The organism is Agrococcus sp. Marseille-P2731, from assembly GCF_900117395.1.
GTDB lineage: Bacteria > Actinomycetota > Actinomycetes > Actinomycetales > Microbacteriaceae > Agrococcus.
The window spans coordinates 632,541-658,461 of the sequence record NZ_FPEG01000003.1 but is presented as its reverse complement, the minus strand read 5'-3'; the positions used below and the strand labels follow the sequence as shown (position 1 = coordinate 658,461).

At 71.8% G+C, this 25,921-nt stretch carries 27 protein-coding genes; 7 read left to right on the top strand and 20 right to left on the bottom strand.

The window, feature by feature from the left end:
- Positions 1–53: 53 nt before the first annotated feature.
- The gene (locus tag BQ6202_RS11250; protein ID WP_234946200.1) at positions 54–470 is read right to left on the bottom strand and encodes a helix-turn-helix domain-containing protein; all 417 of its coding nucleotides are present in this window, start codon (positions 468–470) and stop codon (positions 54–56) included.
- 85 nt (positions 471–555) lie between these two features.
- Between BQ6202_RS11250 and BQ6202_RS11245 the strand changes: the two genes are divergently transcribed.
- Both BQ6202_RS11245 and BQ6202_RS11240 read left to right on the top strand, forming a co-directional pair.
- Positions 556–2,094: a SulP family inorganic anion transporter gene (locus tag BQ6202_RS11245; protein ID WP_072314527.1), complete on the top strand. Its 1,539-nt coding sequence runs from the start codon at positions 556–558 to the stop codon at positions 2,092–2,094.
- 169 nt (positions 2,095–2,263) lie between these two features.
- Positions 2,264–2,452, top strand: coding sequence for a hypothetical protein (locus BQ6202_RS11240; protein ID WP_072314526.1), 189 nt, complete (start codon positions 2,264–2,266; stop codon positions 2,450–2,452).
- An 88-nt stretch (positions 2,453–2,540) separates the two neighbouring features.
- Here the strand turns inward: BQ6202_RS11240 and BQ6202_RS11235 are convergent, their stop codons facing one another.
- From BQ6202_RS11235 to BQ6202_RS11220, 4 genes are all read right to left on the bottom strand, one after another.
- Positions 2,541–3,314 carry a GOLPH3/VPS74 family protein gene (locus BQ6202_RS11235; protein ID WP_083587228.1) on the bottom strand — a complete coding sequence of 258 codons (774 nt, stop codon included), beginning with the start codon at positions 3,312–3,314 and terminating at the stop codon, positions 2,541–2,543.
- Positions 3,315–3,434: 120 nt separating this feature from the next.
- Positions 3,435–4,010: a small multidrug efflux protein gene (locus tag BQ6202_RS11230; protein WP_072314525.1), complete on the bottom strand. Its 576-nt coding sequence runs from the start codon at positions 4,008–4,010 to the stop codon at positions 3,435–3,437.
- 120 nt (positions 4,011–4,130) lie between these two features.
- Positions 4,131–4,955 carry a MerR family transcriptional regulator gene (locus BQ6202_RS11225; protein WP_072314524.1) on the bottom strand — a complete coding sequence of 275 codons (825 nt, stop codon included), beginning with the start codon at positions 4,953–4,955 and terminating at the stop codon, positions 4,131–4,133.
- A 51-nt stretch (positions 4,956–5,006) separates the two neighbouring features.
- On the bottom strand, positions 5,007–5,813 hold the full coding sequence (locus BQ6202_RS11220; RefSeq protein WP_159433642.1) for a MerR family transcriptional regulator: 807 nt from the start codon (positions 5,811–5,813) through the stop codon (positions 5,007–5,009).
- Positions 5,814–5,997: 184 nt separating this feature from the next.
- Here BQ6202_RS11220 and BQ6202_RS11215 point away from each other — a divergent pair, with 184 nt between their 5' ends.
- The 3 genes from BQ6202_RS11215 (at position 5,998) to BQ6202_RS11205 (ending at position 7,752) form a co-directional block, all read left to right on the top strand.
- Positions 5,998–6,357, top strand: a complete 360-nt coding sequence (locus BQ6202_RS11215) for a nuclear transport factor 2 family protein (RefSeq protein ID WP_072314523.1) — start codon at positions 5,998–6,000, stop codon at positions 6,355–6,357.
- A 96-nt stretch (positions 6,358–6,453) separates the two neighbouring features.
- Positions 6,454–7,251 carry a hypothetical protein gene (locus BQ6202_RS11210; RefSeq protein WP_234946199.1) on the top strand — a complete coding sequence of 266 codons (798 nt, stop codon included), beginning with the start codon at positions 6,454–6,456 and terminating at the stop codon, positions 7,249–7,251.
- 99 nt (positions 7,252–7,350) lie between these two features.
- Complete coding sequence (locus BQ6202_RS11205; protein ID WP_072314522.1) at positions 7,351–7,752, top strand: TIGR03618 family F420-dependent PPOX class oxidoreductase; 402 nt, start codon at positions 7,351–7,353, stop codon at positions 7,750–7,752.
- Between the two features lie 30 nt (positions 7,753–7,782).
- On the opposite strand, the gene BQ6202_RS11200 is transcribed toward BQ6202_RS11205, so the two are convergent.
- A complete protein-coding gene (locus tag BQ6202_RS11200) occupies positions 7,783–9,528 on the bottom strand; it encodes a long-chain-fatty-acid--CoA ligase (RefSeq protein ID WP_268753767.1) in 1,746 nt (581 codons plus the stop codon).
- 29 nt (positions 9,529–9,557) lie between these two features.
- Between BQ6202_RS11200 and BQ6202_RS11195 the strand changes: the two genes are divergently transcribed.
- The gene (locus BQ6202_RS11195; protein WP_072314520.1) at positions 9,558–10,229 is read left to right on the top strand and encodes a DNA alkylation repair protein; all 672 of its coding nucleotides are present in this window, start codon (positions 9,558–9,560) and stop codon (positions 10,227–10,229) included.
- Positions 10,230–10,340: 111 nt separating this feature from the next.
- Here BQ6202_RS11195 and BQ6202_RS11190 read toward each other — a convergent pair whose 3' ends face one another.
- The 9 genes from BQ6202_RS11190 to BQ6202_RS11150 form a co-directional block, all read right to left on the bottom strand.
- Positions 10,341–11,051 (bottom strand): hypothetical protein, encoded by a 711-nt coding sequence (locus BQ6202_RS11190; RefSeq protein ID WP_072314519.1) that lies wholly within the window; start codon positions 11,049–11,051, stop codon positions 10,341–10,343.
- A complete protein-coding gene (locus tag BQ6202_RS11185) occupies positions 11,048–11,422 on the bottom strand; it encodes a PadR family transcriptional regulator (RefSeq protein ID WP_072314518.1) in 375 nt (124 codons plus the stop codon). The genes BQ6202_RS11190 and BQ6202_RS11185 overlap by 4 nt, the downstream gene beginning before the upstream one ends.
- A 37-nt stretch (positions 11,423–11,459) precedes the next feature.
- Positions 11,460–13,673: a glycoside hydrolase family 31 protein gene (locus tag BQ6202_RS11180; protein ID WP_072315126.1), complete on the bottom strand. Its 2,214-nt coding sequence runs from the start codon at positions 13,671–13,673 to the stop codon at positions 11,460–11,462.
- On the bottom strand, positions 13,670–14,821 hold the full coding sequence (locus BQ6202_RS11175; RefSeq protein WP_072314517.1) for a glycoside hydrolase family 15 protein: 1,152 nt from the start codon (positions 14,819–14,821) through the stop codon (positions 13,670–13,672). The genes BQ6202_RS11180 and BQ6202_RS11175 overlap by 4 nt, the downstream gene beginning before the upstream one ends.
- Positions 14,822–14,946: 125 nt before the next feature.
- Positions 14,947–16,212 (bottom strand): ABC transporter substrate-binding protein, encoded by a 1,266-nt coding sequence (locus tag BQ6202_RS11170; RefSeq protein ID WP_072314516.1) that lies wholly within the window; start codon positions 16,210–16,212, stop codon positions 14,947–14,949.
- 59 nt (positions 16,213–16,271) lie between these two features.
- A complete protein-coding gene (locus tag BQ6202_RS11165; protein WP_083587224.1) occupies positions 16,272–17,138 on the bottom strand; it encodes a carbohydrate ABC transporter permease in 867 nt (288 codons plus the stop codon).
- Positions 17,131–17,919, bottom strand: a complete 789-nt coding sequence (locus tag BQ6202_RS11160; RefSeq protein WP_200792247.1) for a carbohydrate ABC transporter permease — start codon at positions 17,917–17,919, stop codon at positions 17,131–17,133. Before BQ6202_RS11160 ends, BQ6202_RS11165 begins: the two co-directional genes overlap by 8 nt.
- 149 nt (positions 17,920–18,068) lie before the next feature.
- Positions 18,069–19,307 (bottom strand): ROK family transcriptional regulator, encoded by a 1,239-nt coding sequence (locus BQ6202_RS11155; RefSeq protein ID WP_072314515.1) that lies wholly within the window; start codon positions 19,305–19,307, stop codon positions 18,069–18,071.
- An 80-nt stretch (positions 19,308–19,387) separates the two neighbouring features.
- On the bottom strand, positions 19,388–20,215 hold the full coding sequence (locus BQ6202_RS11150; RefSeq protein WP_072314514.1) for a class I SAM-dependent methyltransferase: 828 nt from the start codon (positions 20,213–20,215) through the stop codon (positions 19,388–19,390).
- Between the two features lie 138 nt (positions 20,216–20,353).
- On the opposite strand from BQ6202_RS11150, the gene BQ6202_RS11145 reads away from it, so the two are divergent.
- Complete coding sequence (locus BQ6202_RS11145) at positions 20,354–21,064, top strand: winged helix-turn-helix transcriptional regulator (RefSeq protein ID WP_072315123.1); 711 nt, start codon at positions 20,354–20,356, stop codon at positions 21,062–21,064.
- A gap of 121 nt (positions 21,065–21,185) precedes the next feature.
- On the opposite strand, the gene BQ6202_RS11140 is transcribed toward BQ6202_RS11145, so the two are convergent.
- The 5 genes from BQ6202_RS11140 to BQ6202_RS11120 form a co-directional block, all read right to left on the bottom strand.
- Entirely contained in the window at positions 21,186–22,490 is a 1,305-nt protein-coding gene (locus BQ6202_RS11140; RefSeq protein WP_072314513.1) for a M18 family aminopeptidase, read from the bottom strand.
- A 143-nt stretch (positions 22,491–22,633) separates the two neighbouring features.
- Positions 22,634–23,239 carry a dihydrofolate reductase family protein gene (locus BQ6202_RS11135; protein WP_072314512.1) on the bottom strand — a complete coding sequence of 202 codons (606 nt, stop codon included), beginning with the start codon at positions 23,237–23,239 and terminating at the stop codon, positions 22,634–22,636.
- A gap of 60 nt (positions 23,240–23,299) precedes the next feature.
- Positions 23,300–23,911, bottom strand: a complete 612-nt coding sequence (locus tag BQ6202_RS15150) for a LapA family protein (protein ID WP_083587222.1) — start codon at positions 23,909–23,911, stop codon at positions 23,300–23,302.
- Between the two features lie 245 nt (positions 23,912–24,156).
- On the bottom strand, positions 24,157–24,384 hold the full coding sequence (locus BQ6202_RS11125) for a putative acetyltransferase (RefSeq protein ID WP_072314511.1): 228 nt from the start codon (positions 24,382–24,384) through the stop codon (positions 24,157–24,159).
- Between the two features lie 51 nt (positions 24,385–24,435).
- Complete coding sequence (locus BQ6202_RS11120; protein WP_234946232.1) at positions 24,436–25,860, bottom strand: SDR family oxidoreductase; 1,425 nt, start codon at positions 25,858–25,860, stop codon at positions 24,436–24,438.
- Positions 25,861–25,921 lie beyond the last annotated feature (61 nt).

Genomic DNA, 25,921 nt, shown 5'->3' with positions numbered 1-25,921 from the left:
AGGAGATCTCATCCACTGCCGCGAGGCGTCTGAGGCCAGAGAAGAGGGCGAGGTCACGCACCCCTGGGGTCGATCCGCCGCAGGAAGTCATCGGCCGCCGCGAGCTGGCCCGCGAGCTTCTCGCGGCGGGCACGCGTCTCGGCGCGGTAGTAGTCGGCGCGGTCGGCCGGCATGCCGGCGAGCGGGTCGGTGGGGGAGACGTCCAGCGCGCGAGCGAGCTCTGCCATCTCGTCGAGCGTGAAGCCGAGCGGCTTCATGCGCATGATGAGGCGCACGCGCTGCTCGTCGTCGGCCGTGTAGAGGCGGAAGCCTCCGTCGGTGCGACCCGAGGCACGCACGAGGCCGACCTCGTCCCAGTGGCGCAGTGACCGCAGCGACAGCCCCGTGCGCTCCGCGAGCTCGCCGATGTGCATGGTCGAGCCATTCGGATCGACCTGCATCGGATCGTGGTTCGCTGCTTCACCGCTCATGTCGCCGCCAACTCTACCCTCACGTTAGAGTAGGGTTCTGCGCTCCACGCGGCGATCTGCGCGCGAGCCTCACCCGAGGAGCCCCATGGCAACCACTGCACCGACGAACGAGCGCGCTCGCTACCGCGACAACCCATCCGTCGTGACCGTGCTGCGCTCGCCCCGCCTGCTCACCCGCGAGGCGCTCGCGGGCCTCGTCGTCGCGCTCGCGCTGATCCCCGAGGCGATCTCGTTCTCGATCATCGCCGGCGTCGATCCGCGCGTCGGACTCTTCTCGAGCTTCGTCATGGCCGTCACGATCGCGTTCGTCGGCGGGCGCCCCGCCATGATCTCCGCCGCGACCGGAGCCGTCGCACTCGTGATCGCGCCGATCATGCGCGACCACGGCTTCGACTACTTCATCGCCACCGTGCTGCTCGCGGGCGTGCTGCAGATCGTGCTCGCGGTGCTCGGGGTCGCGCGGCTCATGCGCTTCATCCCGCGCAGCGTCATGGTCGGGTTCGTCAACGCGCTCGCGATCCTGGTGCTCATCGCGCAGCTGCCGCACCTCTTCGGCGTGCCGTGGCTCGTCTATCCGCTGGTGGTGGTCGGCGTCGCCGTCATCGTGCTCCTGCCGCGGCTGCAGAAGGTGGTGCCGTCGCCGCTCATCGCCGTCGTGCTGCTGACCGGCGCCGTGCTCGTCTTCGGCTGGTCGGTGCCGAACGTCGGCGACCAGGGCGAGCTGCCGCGCGCGCTGCCCGAGCTGTTCATCCCGCAGGTGCCGCTCACCCTCGAGACTCTCGGCATCATCGGACCGACCGCCTTCGCCATGGCGCTCGTCGGCCTGATGGAGTCGCTGCTCACCGCCAAGCTCGTCGACGACATCACCGACACCCGCTCGAACAAGACGCGCGAGTCGTGGGGTCAGGGCGTCGCCAACCTGCTCTCGGGCGTCTTCGGCGGCATGGGCGGATGCGCGGTCATCGGCCAGACCATGATCAACGTCAAGGTCTCTGGCGCCCGCTCGCGCGTCTCGACCTTCCTCGCCGGCGTCTTCGTGCTGCTGCTCGTCGTCGTGCTCGGCGACGTCGTCGCGCTCATCCCCATGGCGGCGCTCGTCGCGGTGATGATCATGGTGGTCATCAGCACCTTCGACTGGCACAGCATCCGCCCGTCGACCCTGCGGCGCATGCCCGTCTCCGAGACGCTCGTCATGGTCGTGACCGTCGTCGTGGTGGTCATCACGCACAACCTCGCGATCGGCGTGATCGTGGGCGTGCTGGTGGCGATGGTGCTGTTCGCGCGGAGGGTGGCGCACTTCCAGTCCGTGACGCGCACGGTGACGGATGCGTCGGGCGACGCAGGAGCGCCGGCGCGCGCGGAGGCGCACTACGTCGTGGAGGGCGAGCTGTTCTTCGCCTCGTCGAACGACCTGACGACGCAGTTCTCCTACGTCCACGACCCCGACCACGTCGTGATCGACCTGTCGCGCTCGCACATCTGGGATGCCTCCACCGTCGCCGCCCTCGACGCGATCGAGACGAAGTACGAGCGGCTCGGCAAGACCGTCGAGCTGCGTGGGCTGAACGCGGCGTCGGTGTCGATGCGCGATCGGATGACGGGGCAGCTGGGCGGGGAGGGCTGAGCTCCCAACCGGCTGATGGGCCGGCGAGCGTGCTGTCGCCGGCTGCCCAGCCAGCTGCCCGGTTGAGCGATCCTGTCGCTCAACCGGCAGGAGCGTGCGGCGACCGGATGATCCGGTCGAGCTGCGGCCACGCCGGTTGAGCGTCGCGCGCGCGGGGTAGCCTCGGGGGATGGAGACAATCACGCCGGTCGAGCTGTCGCGCGAGCTGGGCATGGACCGCAAGGGCAGGCAGATCCGCGGATTCCTGCGCAACCCGAGCGATGGCGGCGGGCCGTTCGAGGACCACGAGATCGGCACGGAGTGGCACCTCACGCCCGAGCAGGCCGACCGCATCCGGAAGCACTTCAAGAAGGACTGAGCCGCGCGGGCTGACCGCCCCGAAGCGTTGTGCCGCGCGGGCTGCGGCTCTGGCCGCAGCCCGACGCGACTGGCGCAGGCGACGCCTGCTACGTGCGCGGCAGCACTGCGGCGGCGACGATCACGTTGTTCACGACGATCGCCGTCGTCGTGCGCGCGACCGCCTGCGCCGCGGCACCCGCGCCCCACTCGCCGCGCTTGAGCCGCTCGGCGCGCTCGATCACCGGCGTCGTCCACGGGATCTCGCTGTCGAACTGCGGCAGCGTGCCGCTCGCCGCCAGGAGGGCGCCGAGCGCCGCGATGCGCGGGCTCGGCTCGGCGCCGTCGACCAGCACGCCGCGCACCTCGGCCATCAGCGCAGCGCGACGCTCGCCGCCGTCGCCCTCGAGCACATCCGTCGTGAACAGCCCCAGCGACTTGCGCTGCCCGCGCTCGATGTCGCCGCGCTCGACGAGCCGCTCGAGCACCGGGGCGCGCAGGGTCGGGCCGATCGCAGCGAGCACGGTCTGCACGCCGCGCGGCCTCTGCGCGATGTACTCCCAGCCCTTGCGCAGCAGCGCGTCGGTCGGCGGGTCGTCGGCGACCGCCTCGACACGGGCGGCGCGGCTCGACTCGTCGGTCGTGACGTGGCCGCCGAGCGCGAGATCGGTCAGCACCGCACCGGCGAGCACGTAGAACAGCGTGCCCTCGCCGGCGATGCTGCCGGTGCCGGAGTGCAGGCCCGACTGCGGCTGGAAGAGCAGCAGCATCAGGTCTTCGGCGAGGGTCGGCGCGCCGGTCGTCGGCTGGGGGCTGGCGGATGCGTCGGGCTCGGCGCCGGGGGCAGGGCCCGATGGCTGGCTCGGGTGGACGGAGTCGCTCATGGAGGTTCCTCTCAAGCAGGGCGGATGTCGTGGACGTGCGGGTGCGCGTGCGCTGGCGGGTGCCGTGCACGTGCGGGTGCGGGTGAGGATGCGGATGCGGTCGAGCTGCGCTCGAGCGCGTCAGCCAGCGACGGCCGAGATCACGAGCCAGAGCGGCACGGTGACGATGGTCGTCCACAGCACGATCGCGATCGCCTGCCACAGCAGCACCCAGCCGCGCGCGACACCGGAGGCGACGAGCGTCGCGGCGGTGAAGTGCGTCGGGATCGCGAGCGGGCCGAGCAGGCTCGCCCCCGGCACCCCGAAGCGCACGAGCCAGCGGTTGAACCGCTGTCGACCCTTCGACTCGGGCTTGGCAGGCCCCGCGCTCCCGGCCGGCTGGGTTTCCTCGTCGCCTTCGAGCGTCAGCACGGTGCCGTCGTCACCGGTCGCGCCGCGGTCGCGACGCGCCACGACGGCATCTCGCGTGCGCGACGTGAGCAGCACGATCGCGAGCACGGCGAGGAAGTTGCCGACAGCTGCTGCGATCGCGGCGATCAGCGGATGGATGCCGCCGATGATGCCGATCGCTGCGCCGCCCTCGCCCTCGATGAAGGGGATCATGCCGGCGAGCATGACGATGAAGGGCTGCAGCAGCTCTGGCACTTGGGCCACGAGCTCCTGGAAGCCGGCGATCAGGTCTTGGATCGGGTTCACGGGGGTGCTCCTCGGGTTGTGCGAGGCGCCGGAAGCGGCGCTCAACCCAGTAGGCACTGTGTTCCCACCACAGGGTCAAGCCCCGGTGAGCACGGTGGGCGGATGCGGTGCCGCAGCCGGTCAGGACGGGGTCGCGTCGGGCGCGTCGCCGGCCCCTGGCGCTGCTGCTTCGCCCACTTCGCCCGCCTCGCCCGCACCTCCGCCGGCCTCGCCGTCGCCCTGCTGCACGCGCGCTCGCGCGATGACGTCGGCACGACCCAGCGCATCGAGCTGTGCCGCGTTGTAGAGCTGCACGACGGCCTCGACGAAGGTCTCGGCCGTCGACTGCGCGTCTCGCTGCGAGCGCGAGACCGGGTCGAGCACCCAGGGGAAGTCGCGCATGTGCTGCTCGAGGGCCGGCGCGAGCGCCTCGGCGACGCGCTGCCTGGTCGCGTCGTCAGCATCGGCCGTGAGGGCGTTGAACTCCGCCTCCGCCGCGTCGCCGGCCTCCGCCTCGACCATCGCGCGCAGATCCCGCACGACATCCTCGTCGTAGAGCTGGGAGTAGAGGTGCAGCATCGAGCTGTCGGCATCGGAGAGCTGCGCCGAGATCGCCTCGAATCCGCGCGGGGCGTCGGCCGGGCCGTTGCCGGCCAGGATCGCCGCGATGTCGTCGCGCGCCCGCTGCAGGCGCTCGATCTGCTCGGCGAGCTGCGCGTCGACCGCGAGCAGCGCCTCGGGCGTGCGCTCGACGTCGCTGCTGAGCTCGGCGATCTGCATGAGCGGCACGCCGAGGTCGACGAGGCGGCGGATGCGCAGCAGCCGCACGACGTGCTGCACGCCGTAGTGCTTGTAGCCGTTGACGCTGCGCTCGGGCAGCTCGAGCAGCCCGAGCCGGTGGTAGTGCCGCACGGTGTTGACGGTCGTGCCGGTCAGGTCGGCGAGCTCGCGCGTGCTCCAGGCCATGGTGATCGACTCCTCCTCGTGTGGTCATGCTCGAGCATCAGCGTGGCCGCCTCAACCGCTGAGGCGGAAGATCGGCCACCCAATCTCGATCACCGCCTCCTCGTCGAAGCCGGGCAGGCCCTGCAGGTATGCCTCGCGCAGCGGGGCGTCGATGCTCAGTGCATGTCGAGCCACGTGCTCGCCCAGGGCTCCGTAGACCGCGGAGACGCTCTCATCCGCTCCGCGGCTGGTCGCCACCGCGAGCTCGACCGCAGGGAGCGTGAAGCTGCGCACCCTGCCAGCGAGCGAGGGGGCGCCGGCATCGGAGATCGGCGCGAACAGGGTGGCTGCGCCGCGCTCCTCGAGGAACAGCGCGTTCGACCACGCTCCACCGAGCGGCCCGACCTGCCGAGCGTCGGCGCTCTCGACGGCGGCCCGCAGCTCGGCGACCGCCCCGCGGAACCACGACCCGAGGTCGCGCAGCTCGATGGTCTGCTCGATGCCGAGCACGGCAGCGGCGGGTTGGCGGCGGGAGGAGATGTCGACGGGCGGCTCACTCTGCTCCAGCATCCCGCGCAGCGTGCGCAGCGATGCCGAGGTCTGGTGCAGCTGCGCCTCGAGCCGGTCTGCGTGCTCTGCCAGCACCAGCGCCCGGGATGCGACGTCGGGCGCCGTCAGGACCTTGCGGATGTCGTCCACGGAGACGTCGAGGCTCCTGAGCGACCGGATGAGCTGCGCGTCGGCCACCTGGTGCGCCGCGTAGCGGCGGTAGCCGCTGTCGACGTCGACGGACGCGGGCGTGAGGAGGCCCTCCCCGTGATAGAAGCGCAGCGCCTTCGCCGTCAGCTGCGTCGCGCGCGAGAAGTCGCCGATCGTCATCAGCGAGCTCGTCGGCTCAGGCGACATGGCAGCGCCGCGCGCCAGGGGGCTGCTCGCTTGCGTCGCCACGTCGACGATCCTAGGCGCGGAGCGGCACTTGACCTTCCCCTTGGGGGAATCCCCACGATGAGGGCAGAGGCCCCCCATCGACCCGACCACACCGACTTCAGGAAGCGAGCTCCGCATGAGCACCGCACTCCAGCCCTTCGACCGCGACCAGCTCCCATCGGCGATCCTCCGCTATCTCGATGCGGTCGACCCGGCCTCGCGGTCGGCACTGCCGGACACCGGCTTCGCCGGGGACGCCAGGGTGCGAGACGAAGGCATCGAGCATCTGGGCCGCGATGCGATCCGGACGTGGTTGCTCACGGCGGCCAGCGAGTACACCTACACGACGACCTACACGGCGCAGGTCGCTGACGGCCCGCAGCGGTGGACCGTCCACGCGCATCTGCAGGGTGACTTCCCGGGAGGCGAGGCCGACCTGCGCTTCCACTTCCGGCTCGAGGGCGAGCGGATCGCGGAGCTCGTCATCGAGCCCTGATGCCATGGTCGGCGCTCTTGCCGCGCATACCCCCTAGGGGTATGCTGGCGACCGCCGCCGCTCCCGCTGCGGCGAGCGAGGAGGGTGGAGAGCACCATGCAGCACGCAGAGACCAGCACAGAGTCATCGCACGAGGGGCACGGTCACGAGATGCCCGTCGGCGGGCTCGCGGTCGCCGATCGGGGGTTCAGCCTCTCGGTCGTCGAGGCTCCGGCCGCTGCTGGCGTCCCGGGGCAGCTCGGCTTCCGCATCGAGGATGCAGTCGGGCGGCCGGTGCGGTCGTTCGCGAAGGCCCATGAGCGGGAGCTGCACCTGATCGTGGTGCGGACGGACGGCGAGCACTTCCAGCACGTCCACCCCGTGCTCGATCGCGCGACCGGGTGGTGGAGCCTGCCGTGGCAGTGGTCTGCCGCGGGCGCATACCGCGTGTTCGTGGACTTCGCGCCGGGCGAAGGCGCGAACGATGCGGGATCGGTGGTGCTCAGCAGGCTCGTGCAGGTGCCGGGCATGCTCGAGCCTGGGCTCGATCGAGCCCCCTCCTCCACCAGCCGAGCCGGGGGCTTCGACGTCACCGTCACCGGAGATCTCCTCGTCGGGGGCTCGGGACCGCTGACGATCACCGTCGAGCGCGAGGGAAGCGCGGTGCGCTCGCTGGAGCCGTACCTGGGCGCCTTCGGCCACCTCGTGGCGCTCCGCGAGGGCGACCTCGGCTACCTGCACGTGCACCCCGAGGGGTCCGAGCCGTCCGCCGGGGATCTGAGCGGCCCCGACGTCGTGTTCCACGCACAGGCCCCGACCGCCGGCCGCTACTGGTTGTTCTTCGACTTCCAGGTCGACGGGGCGGTGCACACGGCTCGGTTCGCGCTCGACGCTCGCAGGTCAGAGCGCAGCTGAGCCGCCCGCCAGGTGCCGGGGCTGCCCTTCGGCCGTGCCGGATACGCTGACCGCGCGCTGTGACGACCATCGCGCGCTCGAACGAGAGGGACGCATCCGATGCAGGCATGGGACGAGCTCGCCCACCACTTCTCGACGGCTGCGGTCGCGCACCTCGCGACCCTGCAGCCCGACGGCTCGCCGCAGGTCGTGCCGCTCTGGATCGACCGACACGGCGAGGATCAGCTGGTGTTCTTCACGACCGCCGGTTCGCGCAAGGATCGCAACGTCACGCGCGACCCGCGCGTCGCGCTCTCGATCACCTCGCCCGACGACCCCTACGTGATGGCGACCGTGCGGGGCGAGGTCGTCGAGCGCGTCGAGGGCGAGGAGGGCATGGTCATCGTCGATCGGCTCTCGCAGAAGTACGAGGGCAAGCCCTACGGCGAGCGCGAGGGGTTCGTCGCGTTCGTGATCCGGCCGCAGAAGTGGTGGGGGCGCAACTTCGGGCTCGAGGAGTAGGGCGGGCGGCGGCCGCGGCGGACGCGGCCGCTACTGCGCCGCCTGCAAGCGCTCGCGCACCTCGCGCCGCAGCACCTTGCCGATGAGCGAGCGAGGCAGATCCTCGACCACCTCGATGCCGCGAGGCACCTTGTATGCCGTGAGCCGCAGCCTGGCGTGCTCGCGGATCTCCTCGAGATCCGGCTCGGCGCCGGGCGTCAGCACGACGGCGGCGACCACCGTCTCGCCGCCGCTCGGGCTCGGCAGCCCCACCACCGCGGCCTCCGCGACCGAGGGGTGCGAGACGAGCGCCTCCTCGACCTCCGAGGGCGCAACGTTGAAGCCGCCCGTGATGATGAGCTCCTTGCGGCGGTCGACGATCGTGACGAAGCCGTCGGCGTCGACGCGCACGAGGTCGCCGGTGCGCAGCCAGCCGCCGTCGAGCAGGGTCTCGCGCGTCTCCTCCGGCCGGTTCCAGTAGCCGGAGAACACCTGCGGTCCGCTCAGCAGCAGCTCGCCCTCCTCGTCGGGACCGCGGTCGACGGTGGGATCCTCGGGGTCGATCACCCGCATCCGCGTGCTTGGGAAGGGCACGCCGACGGCTCCAGGGCGCCGCGACGGACCCATCGGGTTGCCGATCGCGACGGGCGAGGTCTCGGTCATGCCGTAGCCCTCGATGAGCAGCCCTCCGGATGCCTCCTCCCACAGCTCGACCGTCGAGACGGGCAAACTCATCGCGCCAGAGATCGCGAAGCGGATGCTGCGCAGGCTCACCTCCTGCTCGCCGGCGGCCTTCGCGAGCCGCTCGTAGATCGGCGGCACCGCGGGCAGGAAGGTGGCGGGCGCCGAGCGCATGGCCTTCAGCACAAGCGCCGGGTCGAACTTCGGGAACAGCACGAGGCGCGCGCCGATGCTCATGGCGAACGTCGCGCACAGCGTGAGGCCGTAGGCGTGGAACATGGGCAGCACGGCATAGACGACCTCGCGGCCGGGCTGCAGCCCGGGCACCCACGCCTGCCCCTGCGCGGCGTTGGCGCGCAGGTTGCGGTGCGTGAGGATCGCGCCCTTGGGCCGGCCGGTGGTGCCGCTCGTGTACTGCAGCACGGCGATGTCGTCGACCGCCGGGCGCGGGTGCGAGCGCGAGATGCGCTTGGCCTCGGCCACCTGCGGCCAGTCGACCGCCCCCGGCGCCAGCTCGGCGCTCGTCAGCGCTGCTCGCGACTCGCGCGCCTTGGCGATCGGGAGGCGCAGCGCCGCGCGCGTGCGCCAGGGCATCGCTCGGGTGACGTCGACCGACACGACGTGCGCGACGCCGAGGTCGCTCGGGAAGTCGAGCACGGCGGGCGCCACCTTGTCCCACACGATCGCCGCGGTGGCGCCGTGATCCTCGAACTGGTGGCGCAGCTCGCGCTCGGTGTAGAGCGGGTTGTGCTCGACCACGATCGCGCCGAGCCGGAGCACGGCGTAGAAGGCGATCAGGTGCTGCGGGCAGTTCGGCAGCACGATGGCGACGCGGTCGCCAGCCTCCACGCCGAGCTTGCGCAGACCGCCGGCCGCGCGCTCGATCGCCTCGCCGAGCTCGGCATAGGTCAGCGTCTCGCCGAAGAAGTCGAGCGCGACGGCGCGGCGATGCTCTGTGATCGAGCCCTCGATCATGTCGACGAGCGTCTCGGTGACGTCCGGGATGTCGCGCGGCACCCCCTCCGCGTAGGAGGACAGCCAAGGCCGGTCGTCGAAGAGGCTCATGCTTCGATTCTGCTCGACCCGGCTGAGCCGTGCATGCGCATCCGCTCGTATGCTGGCGTCACCACGGCGAGGAGGCCACGATGACCGAGACGGTGGCGGCGCTGCAGGCAGAGCTCGCAGCGCTCGAGGATCCGCGCATGCGCGAGGTCAACGAGCGGCACGGCGACGACCACGGCATCAACCTGTCGAAGCTGCGCGCGATCGCGAAGCGGCTCAAGACCGATCACGAGCTCGCGCTCGAGCTGTGGGCGACCGGCGAGACGCCGGCGCGGCTGCTCGCGCTGCTCGTCTGCCGGCCGAAGGCCTTCGCGGCCGATGAGCTCGACGCGATGCTGCGGGAGGCTCGCGCGCCCAAGGTGCACGACTGGCTCGTGAGCTACGTCGTCAAGAGGTCGCCGCACGTCGAGGCGCTGCGCGTGCGGTGGTTCGACGACGCGGATGCGGTGGTCGCGAGCGCCGGCTGGGCACTGACGATCGACCGGGTCGCGAAGTCGCCGGCCGGCCTCGACCTGGTGGGGCTGCTCGATCAGATCGAGGCGGAGCTGGTCGATGCGCCAGAGCGCAAGCAGTGGGCGATGAACCACTGCCTCGCGCAGATCGGCATCTCGCACCCCGAGCTGCGCGAACGGGCGGTCGCGATCGGCGAGCGACTCGAGGTGCTGAAGGACTACCCGACGCCGCCGAACTGCACCTCGCCGTTCGCGCCGATCTGGATCGCCGAGATCGTGCGGCGGCAGGAGGTCGCTGGCTGACGGGGGCTTCGACACGGTCTGCGCCCTGCGGGCGCAGACCGGCTCAGCCGTCGAGCCGCTGGCTGAGCCGCTCCGCGCCGCAGGCGCCGAGCGTGTCGAAGCCGGGTCCGCTCAGACGAGCTGGTGCATCAGCCAGGCGCCCAGCAGCACCGCGGCCGTGGCGATCGGGAGCACCCAGGGCGTGAGCGCGAGCAGCACGCGGCCAGCGCGGCCCGAGTGCTCATCCTGATCCGAGACCGGGTCGACGACCGGGTCGTCATCGGTGGCCGAGGAGCGCGCCTCCCAGACGGAGGTGGCGAGCAGCGCGGCGACGCCGACCGCGCCCGTGACCAGCGCGGGCAGCACGACCAGCTGCTGGGGGAGCACGACCTCGGCGACCACCACGCCCGCCACGAGCGCGCCCATGATGAGGCTCGACCACCACGGGTGCCGCACGATGAAGCCGAGCCCGCGAGCGATGAGGAGCACCGCGCCGGTCAGCAGCGCGAGGGCGACGATCCGACCGATGGTGAGCGTGAACCCCTCGCCGTCGAGCCACGCGGTGAAGCTCCAGAGCGTCAGGAACATGGCGACGAGGCCGATGGCGCTCCGTGCGATCACGAGGCCGACGCCGCTGCTCGGCTGCGCGGGCAGCTCGAGGCTCCGCGCATACGACTCGGGCTCGCCGAACGCCTCGCGCATCGTCTGGCCGCTCTCGGCGCAGTGCGATCGCACCTGCGCGAGCGCATCGCCGATGGTGCGGCCGTCGACGTCGCGCAGCCGCAGCTCGACGATGAAGGCTTCCTGCCAGGAGGAGTCGACGAGGTTGTCGTGCGTGGTCATGAGGTCGCCTTTCGCGAGGTGGTGGTCAGCTCGGCGTCGAGGGGCTCGCCGAGATGGGTCGTGACGACGTGTGAGAAGGCCGACCAGCGGGCGGTGAGCTCCGCGAGCTCGCTCTGCCCGCGCTCGGTCAGCGAGTAGTACTTGCGGGCGGGCCCCGATTCGCCGGTGCGCCACTCGGGCGCGACGACGCCGGCCTTCTCGAAGCGGGTCAGCAGCGGGTAGAGCGTGCCGCCCTTGATCGAGCCGAGGCCCGCGGCCTCGAGATCAGCCGCGATCGCGTAGCCGTAGGTCGGCGCAGCGGCGACGGACCGCAGCACGCACACCTCCAGCACGCCCCGCAGCCAGTCGCTCGGCCATCCCTCTGTCGTCATGCACTAGATCGTACGGCTATCTAGTCTGGTTGTCTACCTAGTCGACGAGGAAGGCGTCTCGTACTTCGGCGTCCGCTCGCACCAGCACGGGCGTGCGCCCCAGGGGCGCATGCAGCTGCGTCAGCCCTGCCGGCACCGCCTGCCCGCTCCACGCATCGACCCAGCCGTCCTCCGGCACGCGCACCTCGACGCTCGTGCCGCCCGGCTCGAGCACGGGGGCGACGATGAGGTCGTCGCCGCACTGCCATTGGATGCGCTCCGCCTCCGCGACGAGGCTCGGCCACGAGAACCACATCGGCCGCATGACCGGGGCACCGGTCGCGATCGACTGTCGCACCGCATCCGCCAGGTAGGGCCGCAGTCGCTCCCGCAGCGCCACGATCTCGCGCGTCAGCGGGATCACCTCATCGTGCCCGGTGCGCTCGGCGATGTTCCATGGCGTGCGATCGCGCGAGGGCGATCGGTGATGGTTGAACTCCGAGTGATACTGCATGATCGGCACGAAGGCGCTCACGGCCATCGCCCGCAGGTACAGCTCGGCCGTCGGGATGTCGCCGGAGAAGCCGGCGATGTCCCAGCCCCAATAGGTGAATCCGCAGGCGCTGGCGTTCAACCCCGCGATCATCGACCAGCGGAACGCCTCCCACGTCGAGTTCTCGTCGCCTGCCCACACGGCGCCGTGAGCCTGCGAGCCGGCCCAGCCGGCGCGCGAGAAGGTCACCGGCGCCTTGCCGGCCGAGCGCAGCAGGTCGCCGTAAGCCTTCGCGTAGGCGACCGGATACGCGTTATTGCCGTGCACGCCCGTCGCGCCAGAGCGATACCGCAGCTCCCGGCCCCACGCGTGCTCGCCGCCATCCGTCTTGAACCCATCGATGCCCACCTCATCGACGAGGTATCGCCGCTGGTCGGTCCACCACCGCGCGGCGCGCTCATCGCTCAGATCGGGCATCAGCGACAGCGGGAACCACCAGCCACGGTTTCGATAGGGCACGAGACCCCGAGCACCGGGCTCCTGGATGAGGACGTCGGCGCCGCGCGCTGCCTCAGCGTCGGCACGCGCCTGGCCGACCGGGTGGGGACGCATCTTCATGAGCGGGATCTGCCAGAGGATCGTGCGCACGCCGTCGGCCCGGAGCCCCTCGACCATCGCCTTCGGGTCGGGCCACGCGCCCTCGGCGGGGAACGCGAAGTCGGCGAGCCGGGCTGGCCGACCGTGCTCGCGCACCGCGGAGCGCCCGTCGCGGAACGCCGTGAAGGTCGACTCGTCGCTCCACGCCTCGATGACCATGGCGCTGATCGGGATGCCGTGCTCGCGATGCAGCGCCGCCTGTCGCTCGACCTCGGCCTGCGTGTTCCACTCGTTGCCGCTGGCCCAGAGGCCCAGCACCCACTCCGGCAGCTCCTCCGGTCGGCCCACGCTCTCGAGGAAGCGATCGAGCACCTCGGTGGGCGTGCCGTCGAAGCACTCGATCTCGAGCGCGCTCGCCGCACCGCTCGGCAGCTCGGTCTCCACCTCGACCGACATGACGGATGCGTCGGTGCCGCCGACGTCGAACCAGGAGCGTGCCGTCGTGCGCAGGTGGAAGCCCCACCCGTCGCCGCCGACGACGTGCGCGAACGGCATCGGGAGATAGGTCTTGCCCTCGGCGCCCTGCGACTTGTACTGCTCGAACACCATGACGTCGAGCGCGCGACCCGTCTGGTCGACGCGATCGAAGCGCTCGCCGAAGCCGAGGACGTGCTCGCCGGGAGCGAGCACGAGCTGGAAGCGCACGCGGTGGATGGCGGCACCGTCGTCGAGCACCTGCACCGAGCCATCGACGATGCGCGAGCGACCGATCTCCGTGAGGGAACCAGCGCGCCATCGCGCAGGTCGCACGTCGAACCACCCCGTCGTCGTCGCTTCGCCGTCGGCCGCCTCCCCGACGAAGCGGTACCGCTGCAGATCAGGTTGAGGCGTGAAGGTCGCCGACCAGCCGCCCGCGGCACGGCGCTGCTTGGCGGCTGCAGCGGCGAGGTGACCGCCGTCGACCGCTCGGCCCCGAGATGTCTGCACGACGCGCTCGAGCGGCACGCGGCTCACCACGCCGTCGGCCTCGAGCTCGGCGACGACGCCGATGATCCCGTCGCTCGCCGTCACCCCCAGCCGCAGCGGCTCGCCGACGACGGGGATCGCGGGCTCGCGGGCGGCCGTGTCGACCGCGTAGGGGTGCCCGGTGCCGAAGGGCCGGTGACGGATCGTGCGCCTCATCGATCGACCTCCGCGGGCTGCGCGGCCAGCGCGGCCTCGAGTCGCGCCACCATCGCGTGCGACCACAGCAGCGGCGTCGCGACGGTGCCCCACCGATCGATCCACTCCTGCTCGCGCTCGGGCGCGAGCAGGTGTCGGTCGACCTGCTCCGGCACCATGCCATCCTCGGTCGCGGTCGATCGGGCCCAGGCGAGCAGCCGCTCCGCCTCGTCGCGGTCTCCGGCGGCGAGCTCAGCCAGCCCCAGGAAGCACGACAGCAGGGGCCACTGGCCCCCGCCGAAGAACGTGTCGTCCACGAAGCGGTGCACGCCGCCATCGACCTCGAGATCGCGATGCACGGCGTCGAGGGTGGCCCGAGCGAGCTCGGAGCCCGGCTCGATCCAGCCGAGCGGCGCGATCAGCGCGCTCAGGCTGCCATCGACCTCCCGGCTGCCCAGCCACTTGACGAGGTGCCCGTCGCGCACTCCCTGGGCGAGCACGAGCGCCCGGATCTCCTGCGCCGCAGCGCGCGCCTGACTCGCCAGCTGGGTCGGCAGGACGCCGAGGCGCACCGCTGCCTCCAGGCCCGCGCCGACGCAACCGAGCGTCGACACGTGCCGGTGCTCGTCGTGCTCCTCCCACCAGTCGAAGCAGGGCCGATGCCAGCTGCTCACGAGCAGCCGCACGGTGCTGACGACTGCGGATGCGTAGGGAGCGGCGTCGCGTGCGTGTCGCGCGACGTGCGCCTCGAGCGCCCACAGCCACGTGCCGTAGCCATCGAGCTGGAAGTCCCACCAGTCGTCGTCGCCGGGCGTGCCGTCGAAGCGGAAGCGGGTGGGCGGCATGGCGGCATCGGGGAGCGGCTCTCCCGACTCGGCCGCAGCCGCGATGGCCTCGATGTCGGCGGCGAGACCCCCGATCGTGCGCGCGCACCAGGAGAAGAAGCGGTCGGCGGAGTCGGCGAGCGCGTCGGCCGACGCAGCGCCCGCGCCACTCGCGCGACGGGCAGCGGCGCTCGCCGCCGCTGATGCGCCGTCTGCGATGAAGGCGCCGTCGCGGAACCAGCTGTAGCCGCGGTAGGCCGAGAACGTCGGCGACGCGGGGTATGCGCCGGTGACGTCCTGCAGCTGGGCGATCAGCAGCTCTGGGCGCTCGTGGAGGTCGGCCACGGGGGTCCTTTCGTGGTGGCGGCGTGGGGCCGCGGTCGAGCGGCGCACGCCTGCGGAGGTCGAGGCGGGAAGAGGGGCTGCGCTGCTGGGCGGGGCGACGAGCGCCGCCGCCCAGCAGCCCCGGGCTATGAGCCGATGACCTCGTTGATGCGGCGCTCGGCGTTCGACAGCGCATCCTCGACGCTCTGCTGGCCAGCCTGGGCGGCCACGAGCTCCTCGGTCACGATGTCCTGCATCTCGGTCTGGCCCTCGGCGACGACCGGCGGCAGCGCGATCTGGTCGAGGCTGTCGAACACCGCCTGGCGGTTCGCCGGCGACTCCTGCTCGAGGTACGCACCGAGCGCCGCCTCGTCGCTGATCGGAGGCAGCTCCCAACCGGTCGAGAGCCTGGTGTCGACCATCACGTCAGAGGAGGTGAGGAACTGCGCGAATGCGGTCGCCGCTTCGACGTGCTCGCTCTCCGCCGAGACGCCGACCGCGTTCGAGAAGGTCGCGCTGGCCTGCTGCGCGTTGCCCGGCTCGACCGCGATGTCCCAGGCGAAGGGCGCGTCGGCGAGTGCACCGAAGACCCAGATGCCCGAGTGCATCATGGCGAGCTTGCCCTCGAGGAAGAGGTTCGTGTCGAAGTCGGCGGTGCCCTGACCCTGCTCGATCGTCGGCATCACGGTGCCCGACTTGTCGATCAGCCAGCTGGCGGCCTCGATGCCCTCAGGGGTGTTGAAGGCGACGGCGGTGCCGTCTTCGCTCAGGAACTGCCCGCCGTTCTGCGCGAGCACCTTGTAGAACTCGTGGAACGAGACCGGCTGGTGGTCGCCCCAGACGCCTGCCGAGGCATCCGTCAGCGCCTCTGCTGCGGCCTGCTCGTCCTCCCAGGTCCAGTCGGCGCTCGGGTAGTCGAGGCCCGCCGCGTCGAACATGTCGGCGTTGTAGTAGAGCACCACGTTGCTGAAGGAGGAGGGCAGCGCGTACTGCTCGCCCTCGGTCTGGTACGACTCCAGCAGCGATGGGCGGTAGACGGATGGGTCGTCGACCGCCAGCGGCGCGAGCACGCCGAGCGACTGGTAGCGCGCGTAGTTCGCGAACTCGAGGTCGAAGACGTCGGCGACGGTGCCGGCGGCGAGGTCGGTGTCGAGCACCTGCCCGTACTGGTCGTAGGGCAGCGTCGTCACCTCGACCGTCACACCTTCGTGCTCGGCTTCGAAGGCGTCGACGATGGCGGTGAGGTTCTCCTCGTTGCCGGCGTTCGAGATGAAGTTCGAGTAGGTGATGGTGACCGGCTCGGCGGGGGATGACGCCCCGTCGGACGGTGCGGGGGCTGCCGACGAGCAGCCGGTCGCGAGCAGCGCCGTCGCTGCCGCGATGCTGACGAGGGCCGTGGCCTTGGTTCGCATGGAGTTCTCCTGGTTGGGGTTGAGGTGAGGGAGGGACAGGCAAAGGCGAAGAGAGAGGGCTACTTCAGCCCGGAGGTGGCGACGCCCTGCACGACGTGGCGCTGGGCGAGCAGGTAGATGAGGAGCATCGGGACGATGCTGACGATGGAGCCGGCCATCACGACATCCCACTGCGTCGTGAACTGGCCCTGCAGGCCGGCGAGCGCGACGGGGAGCGTCTGCGACTCACGGCTGCGCAGCACGACGAGCGGCCAGAGGAACGAGTTCCAGCTGCCCATGAAGGCGAAGATCGCGAAGGTGGCGAGCGCGGCCCGGATGTTGGGCAGGATGATCGTCGCGAAGATGCGGAGGTGGCCGGCGCCGTCGATCGTGGCTGCCTCGTCGAGCTCCTTCGGCACCTGGTTGATCGCCTGCCGCAGCAGGAAGATGCCGAACGCGCTCGCGAGCGAGGGCAGCAGCGCCCCGGCGAGGGTGTCGATGAGGCCCAGCACCTTGAGCTGCGCGAAGAGCGGCACGATCAGAACCTGCAGGGGGATCATCATGGTCGCGAGGTAGACGGCGAAGACCGCGCCGGAGCCGCGGAACGGCAGGCGGCTGAAGGCGTAGGCGGCGGTCGAGCTCGTGATGAGCTGGATGACCGTGGTGGCGGAGGCGAGCGCGATCGAGTTCACGATCGCCTGCCCGAAGCCGCCGCGCTCGAAGAGCGTGCGATAGGCGTCGAAGCTCGGGTCCTGGGGCCAGAGGGTCGGCGACTGCCCGAGGTTCGCGCCCGGCGTGATGGAGGTCACGACCGTCCACACGAAGGGGAAGAGCATCGCGGCGGCGCCGAGCGCGACGAGCAGCCACAGCGCGACCGCGCGGGGGGACAGGCGCCGCCGGCGGGTGGCCGCCCGCTCGACTTCGTGCGTGCGCAGGAGCTCAGGCATAGTGCACCCACCGCCGCTGCGCACGCGTCTGGAGCAGCGTGACCGCCAGGATCACGGCGAACAGGATCCACGACAGGGCGGATGCCTCGCCTGCGCGCTGGTACTGGAAGGTCAGGTTGTAGATGCGCTGCACGACCACCTCCGCTGCGGGGGCCGCCGATGGCCCGACCATGGCATAGACCTGGTCGAAGACCTGGAAGCCGTTGATGAGCGAGATCACCACGACGAAGAAGGTGGAGGGGCTGAGCATCGGCAGCGTCACCGACCAGAGCGTGCGCCACCGACCAGCGCCGTCGACCTTGGCCGCCTCGAGCACGTCCTCCGGGATGGCCTGCAGGCCGGCCAGCAGGATCACCATGACGAAGCCGAGATCCTTCCAGGCCGAGGCGATGATGACGCTCGGCATCGCCCACATCGGGTCGGTCCACCAGCCCGGGCCCTCGACACCGATCATCCCCAGCGCCGAGTTGACGATGCCGTTCGACGGGTTGAGGAGCCAGCGCCAGACGAGCGCGACCGCGATCCAGCTGGTGACGACGGGCAGGAAGTAGATCCCGCGGAAGAACGTGCGGCCGCGGAGGCGCGTGTTCAGTGCGAGCGCGATGCAGAGGCCGCCGATGTAGACCAGCGGCAGGTAGCCGACGATGTAGTAGAGCGTGTGGAGCACGACGTTCCACGTCGAGAGATCCGTGAGCAGCGAGGCATAGTTCTCGAACCCGACGAACCGCATGTCACCGATCAGGTTCCACTCGTGCAGGCTGATCCACGCAGCGTTGAGCATCGGCCAGAGCGTGAAGAGCGCGAGCGGGATGGCGCTGGGAGCGAGGAACGCCAGCGCGATCAGCGTCGTGCGCCGTTGCGAGCGACCTGCGCGACGAGGCGGCCGGGCGGGGCGGGCGCGTGTGGCGGCAACGGGGTCGAGCGTGGTCGTCATGGCGCCGGGGCGGTGTCGGCGGATGCGGCCCTCGTCGCCGTCGGGCGGGCGGCCGCCATGCGGGCGCGCACCCGGCGGCTCTGGGTTCCCGCGTCGGCTTCGAACGGGGTGCCGAGCACCAGTGCGGCGGCGCCCTGCGCCCACCGATCCTCCTGCCACGTCTCGATCTCGACGCGCAGCTCGCGCCGCTGCGGCAGCAGGCCGCCGCGGAAGGCGGGCTCGAAGCCGAACGTCCAATGGCGCCAGCCAGGCATCCCCTCACCGGTGAGCACGACCGCCTGGGGGTCGATGACGTTGACGAGCCCGGCCAGGGTGCGACCGAGCGTCCTGCCTGCCTCACCGAAGACGCGCTGCGCGGGTTCCTCGCCGTCGTCGGCGCGACGCACGAGGTCGTCGATGCCCTGGCGGGGGCCGAGCGCGCCCTCCGAGCGGGCGGTGGCGATGAGCGCCTCCTGCCCGATGACCGACTCGAGGCAGCCCCGGTTGCCGCACTCGCACATCCGCGCATCGACGCCGTCGTCGACCGGGAAGTGGCCGATCTCGCCCGCGGCCCCGGTGGCGCCGCGCTGCACCGACCCGCCGAGCACGATCGCGCAGCCGATGCCGGTGCCGATCGTGATGGTGAGGAAGTCCTCGAAGCGGCGGCCGTGGCCGAAGAGTCGCTCGGCGAGCGCGAGCGCGTTCACGTTGTTGTCGACGATGACGGGGATCTCGAGGCTCGCGGAGAGCGACTCGCCCAGGTCGGTGCCGTGCCATCCCACTGCGGGCCAGGTGACGGTGCCGCGCTCGCGGCCTGCCACCTGGCCGGGCACGCCGACGCCGACGCCGAGCAGCCGGCGCTCGCTGCCGCGGCCGATGAACGCCTGCAGCAGCTGCACGAGCTCGCTGATCGCGGTCGGCGCCGAGGCCTGCCACGGCTCGATCGCCGAGCGCACCACCGTGCCGTCGACCCCGGCCTCGACGATGGCGACGTGGTCGGCGACGAGCTTGGCGCCGATCACGACGCCGGAGGTGCCCACGAGGCTGAGGAGCTTCGCCGGGCGGCCGGGCAGCGTGCGGTCGTGGTCGCCCTCGGCGACGAGGCCGTCGGCGACCAGGCCGCGCACGAGGGCGGTCACGAGGGCGGGGCTCACGCCGAGCGCGCGGGAGAGCCCGGCCCGGCTCGTCGGCCCAGCGGCACCGAGGTGCGCGAGGATCGCGGAGCGGTTGGCGTCGTTGCCAGTGCGAGACGACATCGGCTCTCCCTACTTTGTTCAGGAGTAAATTAACTTCCGCACAAAGTGGTGTCAAGTGCCGATGTCGCCCCACTTCGCGGTCAGAGCACGAGGCCTGTCGTCAGCAGGTACTCGAAGGGCAGCACGTGCCCCTCGAGCCTGCGGTCGCCGAGGTCGGCGAGCGCCGCATCGAGCTCGGCCACGCGCCCGGGCTCGGCAGCGATGCCGCGGTAGGCGGCGATCGTCGGTCCGTAGTTCGCCTTGAAGAAGTCGCGGAACGCGGCACCGTCGCCGAAGCGCCGCACCTCGACCACCTCCCGCGCGAACGACAGCGCGACGCGCTCGCCCAGCAGCCCGCGCACGTGCTCCTCAGAACCCCAGAGCACGGCAGGCTCGGCTCCCGCAGGCGGCGCCGGCGCGAAGGGCTTCATGATGCGGAACATCTCGCCGATGAAGCCCTCGGGCGTCCAGGCGATCAGCCCGATGCGGCCGCCCGGCCGCACGACGCGCACCAGCTCGGACGCGACCGGAGCGTGGAACGGCGCGAACATCAGCCCGACGCAGGAGATGGCGACGTCGAACTCGCCGTCCGCGAACGGCAGCGCCTCCGCATCCGCCGCCTCCCATGTCAGCTCGAGCGAGGCATCCGCGGCCCGTGCCCGCCCGGCCTCGAGCAGCTCGGGCGTCAGGTCGCTGGCCACGACGCTCGCGCCGCGCTCAGCGGCGGGCAGCGAGGCGTTGCCGTCGCCCGCGGCGATGTCGAGCACGCGCTCGCCCGCCGCGATGCCGACCGCCTCGACGAGCCGCGCGCCGAGGTTCGGGATGACCTCGCGGGCGACGGCGGGGTAGTCGCCGAGCGCCCACATGGCGGCGTGCTTCGCCTTGATCTCAGGTGCGGCGGTGGTGACCGCAGCAGCGATGGTGTTCATGGTGTCTCCTTCTGTCGATGCTGTGAGCGTGCTCTCGCGCGCCCCGCGCATCCAGTCACCGATCTGCACCGGCGGCAGTTCAAGATCTGTACTTCCCTCGCGGGCTCGACAGGCGTACACCTGGCGGTGGAGGCGAACATGAGCGGATACGGCCAGTTCTGCCCCGTCGCCAAGGCGATGGAGCTGCTCGACGAGCGGTGGACCCTGCTGGTGGTGCGCGAGCTGCTCGCCGGCTCGACGCGCTTCAACGACCTGCGTCGGGGCGTGCCGCACATGTCACCGGCGCTGCTGTCGAAGCGGCTGCAGCGGCTCGAGCGCGCCGGCCTCGTGCGCAAGAGCGTCGACGGCAGCCACACGGCCTACCGGCTGTCGCCCTCGGGCGTGGAGCTGCGGCCGATCGTCGAGGCGCTCGCGGGCTGGGGCGTGCGGTGGATCGGTGACCTCGGCCAGGCCGACCTCGACCCGCACCTGCTGCTGTGGGATGTGCGGCGCACCGTCGACGTCGAGCGCTGGCCGCGCAGCCGCACGGTGGTGGCGCTGCGGTTCAGCGATGTCGAGACGGGGGCCGCGCGGTGGTGGCTCGTGTGCCACGACGGCGAGACCGATCTGTGCGACTTCGACCCCGGGTTCGAGGTGACGGCGACGGTGACGAGCTCGCTCGTCGCGCTGACGCGCGTGTGGCGGGGCGGCCGCTCGTGGGCGGGGGCGCTGCGCTCTGGCGAGGGCGGGATCGACGGCGATGCGGATGCGGTGGGGCGCGGCCCTGCGGGGATCGGGCAGGCGGGGTGGGCGGGCGTCCCGCGCCCCTCGGAACGGGAGCTGGCGCTGGCGCGGCCGGCTGCCGACTGAGGGGCTTCGACGCGGTCAGCGCCCTGCGGGCGCGGACCGGCTCAGCCGGCGGGGGCGCCCTGCGGGCTCGGACCGGCTCAGCCGGCGGGGGCGCCCTGCGGGCGCGGACCGGCGGGCGCGCTCAGCCGCGGAAGAACGCCTCCGCCACCCGCGTCAGGTCGAAGAGGTCGCTCACGCCCGCGAGCTCGCGCGCCGAGTGCATCGAGAGGATCGGGATCCCCACGTCGACCGTGCGGATGCCGAGCCGCGTCGCCGTGATCGGCCCGATCGTCGACCCGCAGGGCACCGTGTTGTTCGACACGAACTCCTGGCTCGCGACCCCGGCCGCACCGCACCATCCGTGCCATGCGGCGGCGCCCGCGCCGTCGGTCGCATAGCGCTGGTTCGCGTTGATCTTCAGGATCGGGCCCGACCCCAGCACCGGCTGCACGACCGGGTCGTGCTTGCTCGCGAAGTTCGGGTGCACGGAGTGCCCGACGTCGCTCGAGACGCACCACGACGACGCGAGCGCGCGCATCCGCTCTGCCCTATCGGCCCCGAGCGCGAGGCCGATGCGCTCGAGCACGTCCTCGAGGAACGGGCCGGCGGCGCCCGAGCGGGTGGCCGAGCCGATCTCCTCGTGGTCGAACACGGCCAGCATCGGGATGTGGTCGCCGTCGAAGCCCTCGGCGGCCGTCGCCATGGCGACGACGCCCGCGTGCACGCTGGCGAGGTCGTCGAGGCGCCCGCTCGCGAAGAAGACGTCGCCCTTGCCGAAGACCTGGCCGCGAGCCGCATCGGCGGTCACGATGTCGAAGCCGCGGATGCGGCCGGGGTCGACGGCGCCGCCGTCGGTCGTGGCGGATGCGGCCAGCTCGGCCAGCAGGTCTGCCGACGCGGGTGCGCCCGACGTCGCGGTCAGCCCCCAGACCGGCTGCGTGTGCGCCTGCTTGTCGAGGGCGAAGCGCTCGTTGGCCTCGCGGTCGAGGTGGATCGCGAGCTGCGGCAAGCGCAGCAGCGGGCCGGAGTCGGTGAGCAGCTGGGTGCCGTCGTCGAGCACGAGCCGGCCGGCGAGGCGCAGCTCGCGGTCGAGCCACGAGTTCAGCAGCGGACCGCCGTAGACCTCGACGCCCGCCTGCAGCCAGCCGTGCGAGCCGGTCGTGGGCTTCGGCTTGAGCTTGAAGCCGGGGGAGTCGCTGTGGGCGCCGAACACCCGCACCGGCGTGGTCGCCGTCGCCCGCTCGGGCACCACCCACGCGATGACCGCGCCGTCGCGCACCACGAGGTAGCTGCCCGGGGTCTCGGGCCACGCATCCGTCTCGTCGAGCGCGGCGAAGCCCGCGCCCTGCAGGCGTCGGGCGACCTCGGCGGCCGCGTGGTAGCTCGAGGGGGATGCGTCGACGAAGTCGGCGAGATCCTCGGCGTGGGAGACGGACTCGGTGGGCACAGGACCTCCATCGGACGGGCTTCCGATCGTATCGGCGCCCGCCGCCGCACATCCTCAACCGGTCAGCTGGTCGGCGGAGGCTCCTCAGCGGCTCGCCTCACCGCCCAGCCGGTTGAGCGTCGGGGGCCGGAGGCGGATCCGCGTCAGGCGCCGGGCGCGCGGCCCGTCTCGGGCAGCCCGTCGAGCCGGCGGTAGCGCAGCAGCACGACGCCCGAGGGGTAGGTCATCGCCGGCTCCTCGAGCGCGAAGCGCGTCGCGACCGTCCCGGCGGGGAACACGTGGCCGCCCATGCCGAGCACGATCGGGTAGGTCCAGAGGTTGATGACGTCGACGAGCCCCTCGGCGAGCAGCGTCTGCAGCAGGTCGCTGCTGCCCCACGTCTGCGTCTGCTCGTGCCGCTCGCGCAGCGCTCGCACCTCGGTGGCGACGTCGCGGATCTGCGTCGTCCCCTGCCACGACAGCTCCGGCTCGCCCCGGGACGCCACGTACTTCGGCACCCGTTCGAAGAGCGTCCCTATGCGATCGGTCTTGCCCGGCCAGTATGCGCGGAAGATGTCGTACGTGACGCGGCCGAGCAGCAGCGCATCCGACCCCTCGACGATCTCGAGCAGCCGCGCGCCATGCTCCTCGTCGCCGTACGGCCACTCCCACCCCGCGTAGGGGAAGTCGCCGTCGACCTCGGTGGGGCCGCCGTTCGCAGTGATGACGCCGTCGAGCGTCACGTGCATGTTGACGTGCAGCTCACCCATGCGGTGCCTCCGGCTCGGCCTCTCGGGTCAGATCTCAGGTGGAGCGCCAGGCCGCGCGGGTCAGCGCCCCGAGGTCTCGGCGATCGCCTGCTTGATCGTCGCGCGCTCCTTCTCGAGCCTGCGCACGCGCCGGCTGAGCTTGAACAGGCGCACCGAGCCGAGCAGCGCGGCGATCAGCACGCCGGCGATCGCGGCGAACAGCATGGCGACGCCCAGCGGCAGGGTGAACGCGAAGCCGAAGTAGGCGAAGTCGGCGGGCACGTTGTTCTGCAGGATGAAGATGAGCAGCAGGATCAGGATGAGCGTGCCGAGGATCAGCGCGATCCACGTCGCCCCCGTGACGCCCTGGCTCTGATGCGAGTCGAGCGCGGGGTCGGTCTTGACGACGCGGGGCTTGGCGGGCGACTCGGTGGTGCTCGAGTCGCTCCTGCTCGACGAGCCCGTGCGCGCATCCGTCGCCCGGGGCTGCGCAGCGGTCGGCGTGGCTGCCGTGGAGCCGGTGCCGACGCGGTCGGTGCCGACCCGCTCGCTGCGGCCGCGCTCGGCGCCGAGGTCGGGGTCGGATGCGGTGCCCGCCGTCGGCGAGTACGGCTCGTCGTAGGGGGTGGCCGAGTGCGAGCCGTCGGCGTCGAGTTCTCGCGAGCGGCGGTTCGGCTCAGAGGTGTCGGTCACGGATCGCTCCTTCGTCGCGGTGCTGCCTGGCCGCTCACGCTAGTCCTGCAACCTGACGATCGGTGGAGATCAGACGCGCGTGGCGCTGACGATCGGTGGAGATCGAGTGCGCGTGACGAGCGGCGGCGCGCTGCCCGTCCCGTGCGCCCAGCCTGTGCGACGTTCAACCGGCCTGGCGGCAGGCCGACCGGACTATCCGGTCGAGGTGCCGGTCAGCCGGTTGAGCGTCACAGGCGCGGGCGCGCTTACGGCCGTGGCCGCGGCGCGGGCGGCGGCGGCACCCGCTTGGCGGCGACGATGTCGCTGATCGGGATGGCGATCTCGCCGCGGCGCGTGCGGAGGGTGCACTCGGCCGCGTCGACCGAGACCAGCTCGCCGAGCGCATCCGTCGCCCCGTGCGACTCGCCGTGCAGCCGGTAGCGCACGACGAGGCGCGTGCCGAGCGGCAGCGCCCGCAGCTCGCTCGCCCTCATCGCGGGCCCCTCAGCACGGCCGCCGCGAGACCAGCAGCGCCGCGCAGACCCTCACCACGCACCCTTGTCGTAGTCCTTCAGGAAGATGCCGAAGAGGTCCTCGCCCGCCTCGCCGCGCACGATCGGGTCATAGACGCGGGCGGCGCCGTCGACGAGGTCGAGCGGGGCGTGGAACCCCTCCTCAGCGAGCCGCACCTTCGTGAAGTGCGGGCGCTCGTCGGTGATCCACCCGGTGTCGACCGCGGTCATGAGGATGCGGTCGCGCTCGAACATCTCGCGGGCGCTCGTGCGGGTGAGCATGTTGAGCGCGGCCTTCGCCATGTTGGTGTGGGGGTGGCCCGGTCCCTTGTAGCCGCGGCCGAACACGCCCTCCATCGCCGAGACGTTCACGATGTACTTGCGGCGCGCGGTCGAGGCGGCCATCGCCGGCCGCAGCTTCGACACCAGCAGGAACGGCGCCGTCATGTTCGCCAGTTGCACCTCGAGCATCTCGAGCGGCTCGACCTGGTCGACGTGCTGGGTCCAGCTGTTGACGTGCTCCTCGTCGGGCAGCAGGCCGCCCGCGTCGATCGCGGTGCCGGCCGCGAGGCGCTCGAGCGAGCTCGAGCCCGCCGCCATGGCCTGCGCGGTCAGCTCGTCAGCCGTCGAGGCGGCGCTCGCCAGGATCGGGTGGGCGGCGACCGAGGCGGCGAGGGCGAGCGGATGCGCGTCGTTCGTGTGCCCGAAGGTCACGAGCTCTGGCATGGGCCCGCCGTGCGGTGCGATCTCGGGCAGCGGCGCGCTCTCGGCGTCGACGAGCGGCGCGTAGGCGCCGGGCGAGCGCCGCACCGTCTGCGCGGCGTTGTTGATGAGGATGTCGAGCGGGCCGGCCGCCGCGACGTCCTCGGCGAGCGCGACGACCTGCGCCGGGTCACGCAGGTCGATGCCGACGACCTTCAGCCTGCCGAGCCACTCCGACGAGTCCTCGAGCGACGAGAACCGCCGCACCGCATCCCGCGGGAACCGCGTCGTGATCGTCGTGTGGGCGCCGTCGCGCAGCAGCCGCAGCGCGATGTGCATGCCGATCTTGGCGCGGCCGCCCGTGAGCAGCGCGCGCTTGCCGGTGAGGTCGGTGCGGGCGTCGCGCTTGGCATGGCTGAGCGCCGCGCAGTCGGGGCACAGCTGGTGGTAGAACGCGTCGACGAGCGTGTACTGCTGCTTGCAGATGTAGCAGCCGCGCGAGCGCAGCAGCGTGCCGGCGGTGGGGGCGGATGCGCGGGTCGCCAGCGGGACGCCGCGCGTCTCGTCGTCGATGCGGTCGGGGGCACCCGTCGCGGTCGCGGCGATCACTGCCCTGTCGGCGGCCTGGATGCGCGCGTGCTTGGCCTTGCGGCTGGCGAGCTTGACCTCCTTGAACATGTTCGCGGTGGCCTGGCGCACGGCGACGTAGTGGGGGTCGTCGCGATCCATCTCGTGGAGGGTCGCGAGCACGCGCAGCGTCGTCTCGACCTCGTCGGGCGAGAGCGTCGTGGGCTCGCCGGCGGGCTCGTCGGAGGGC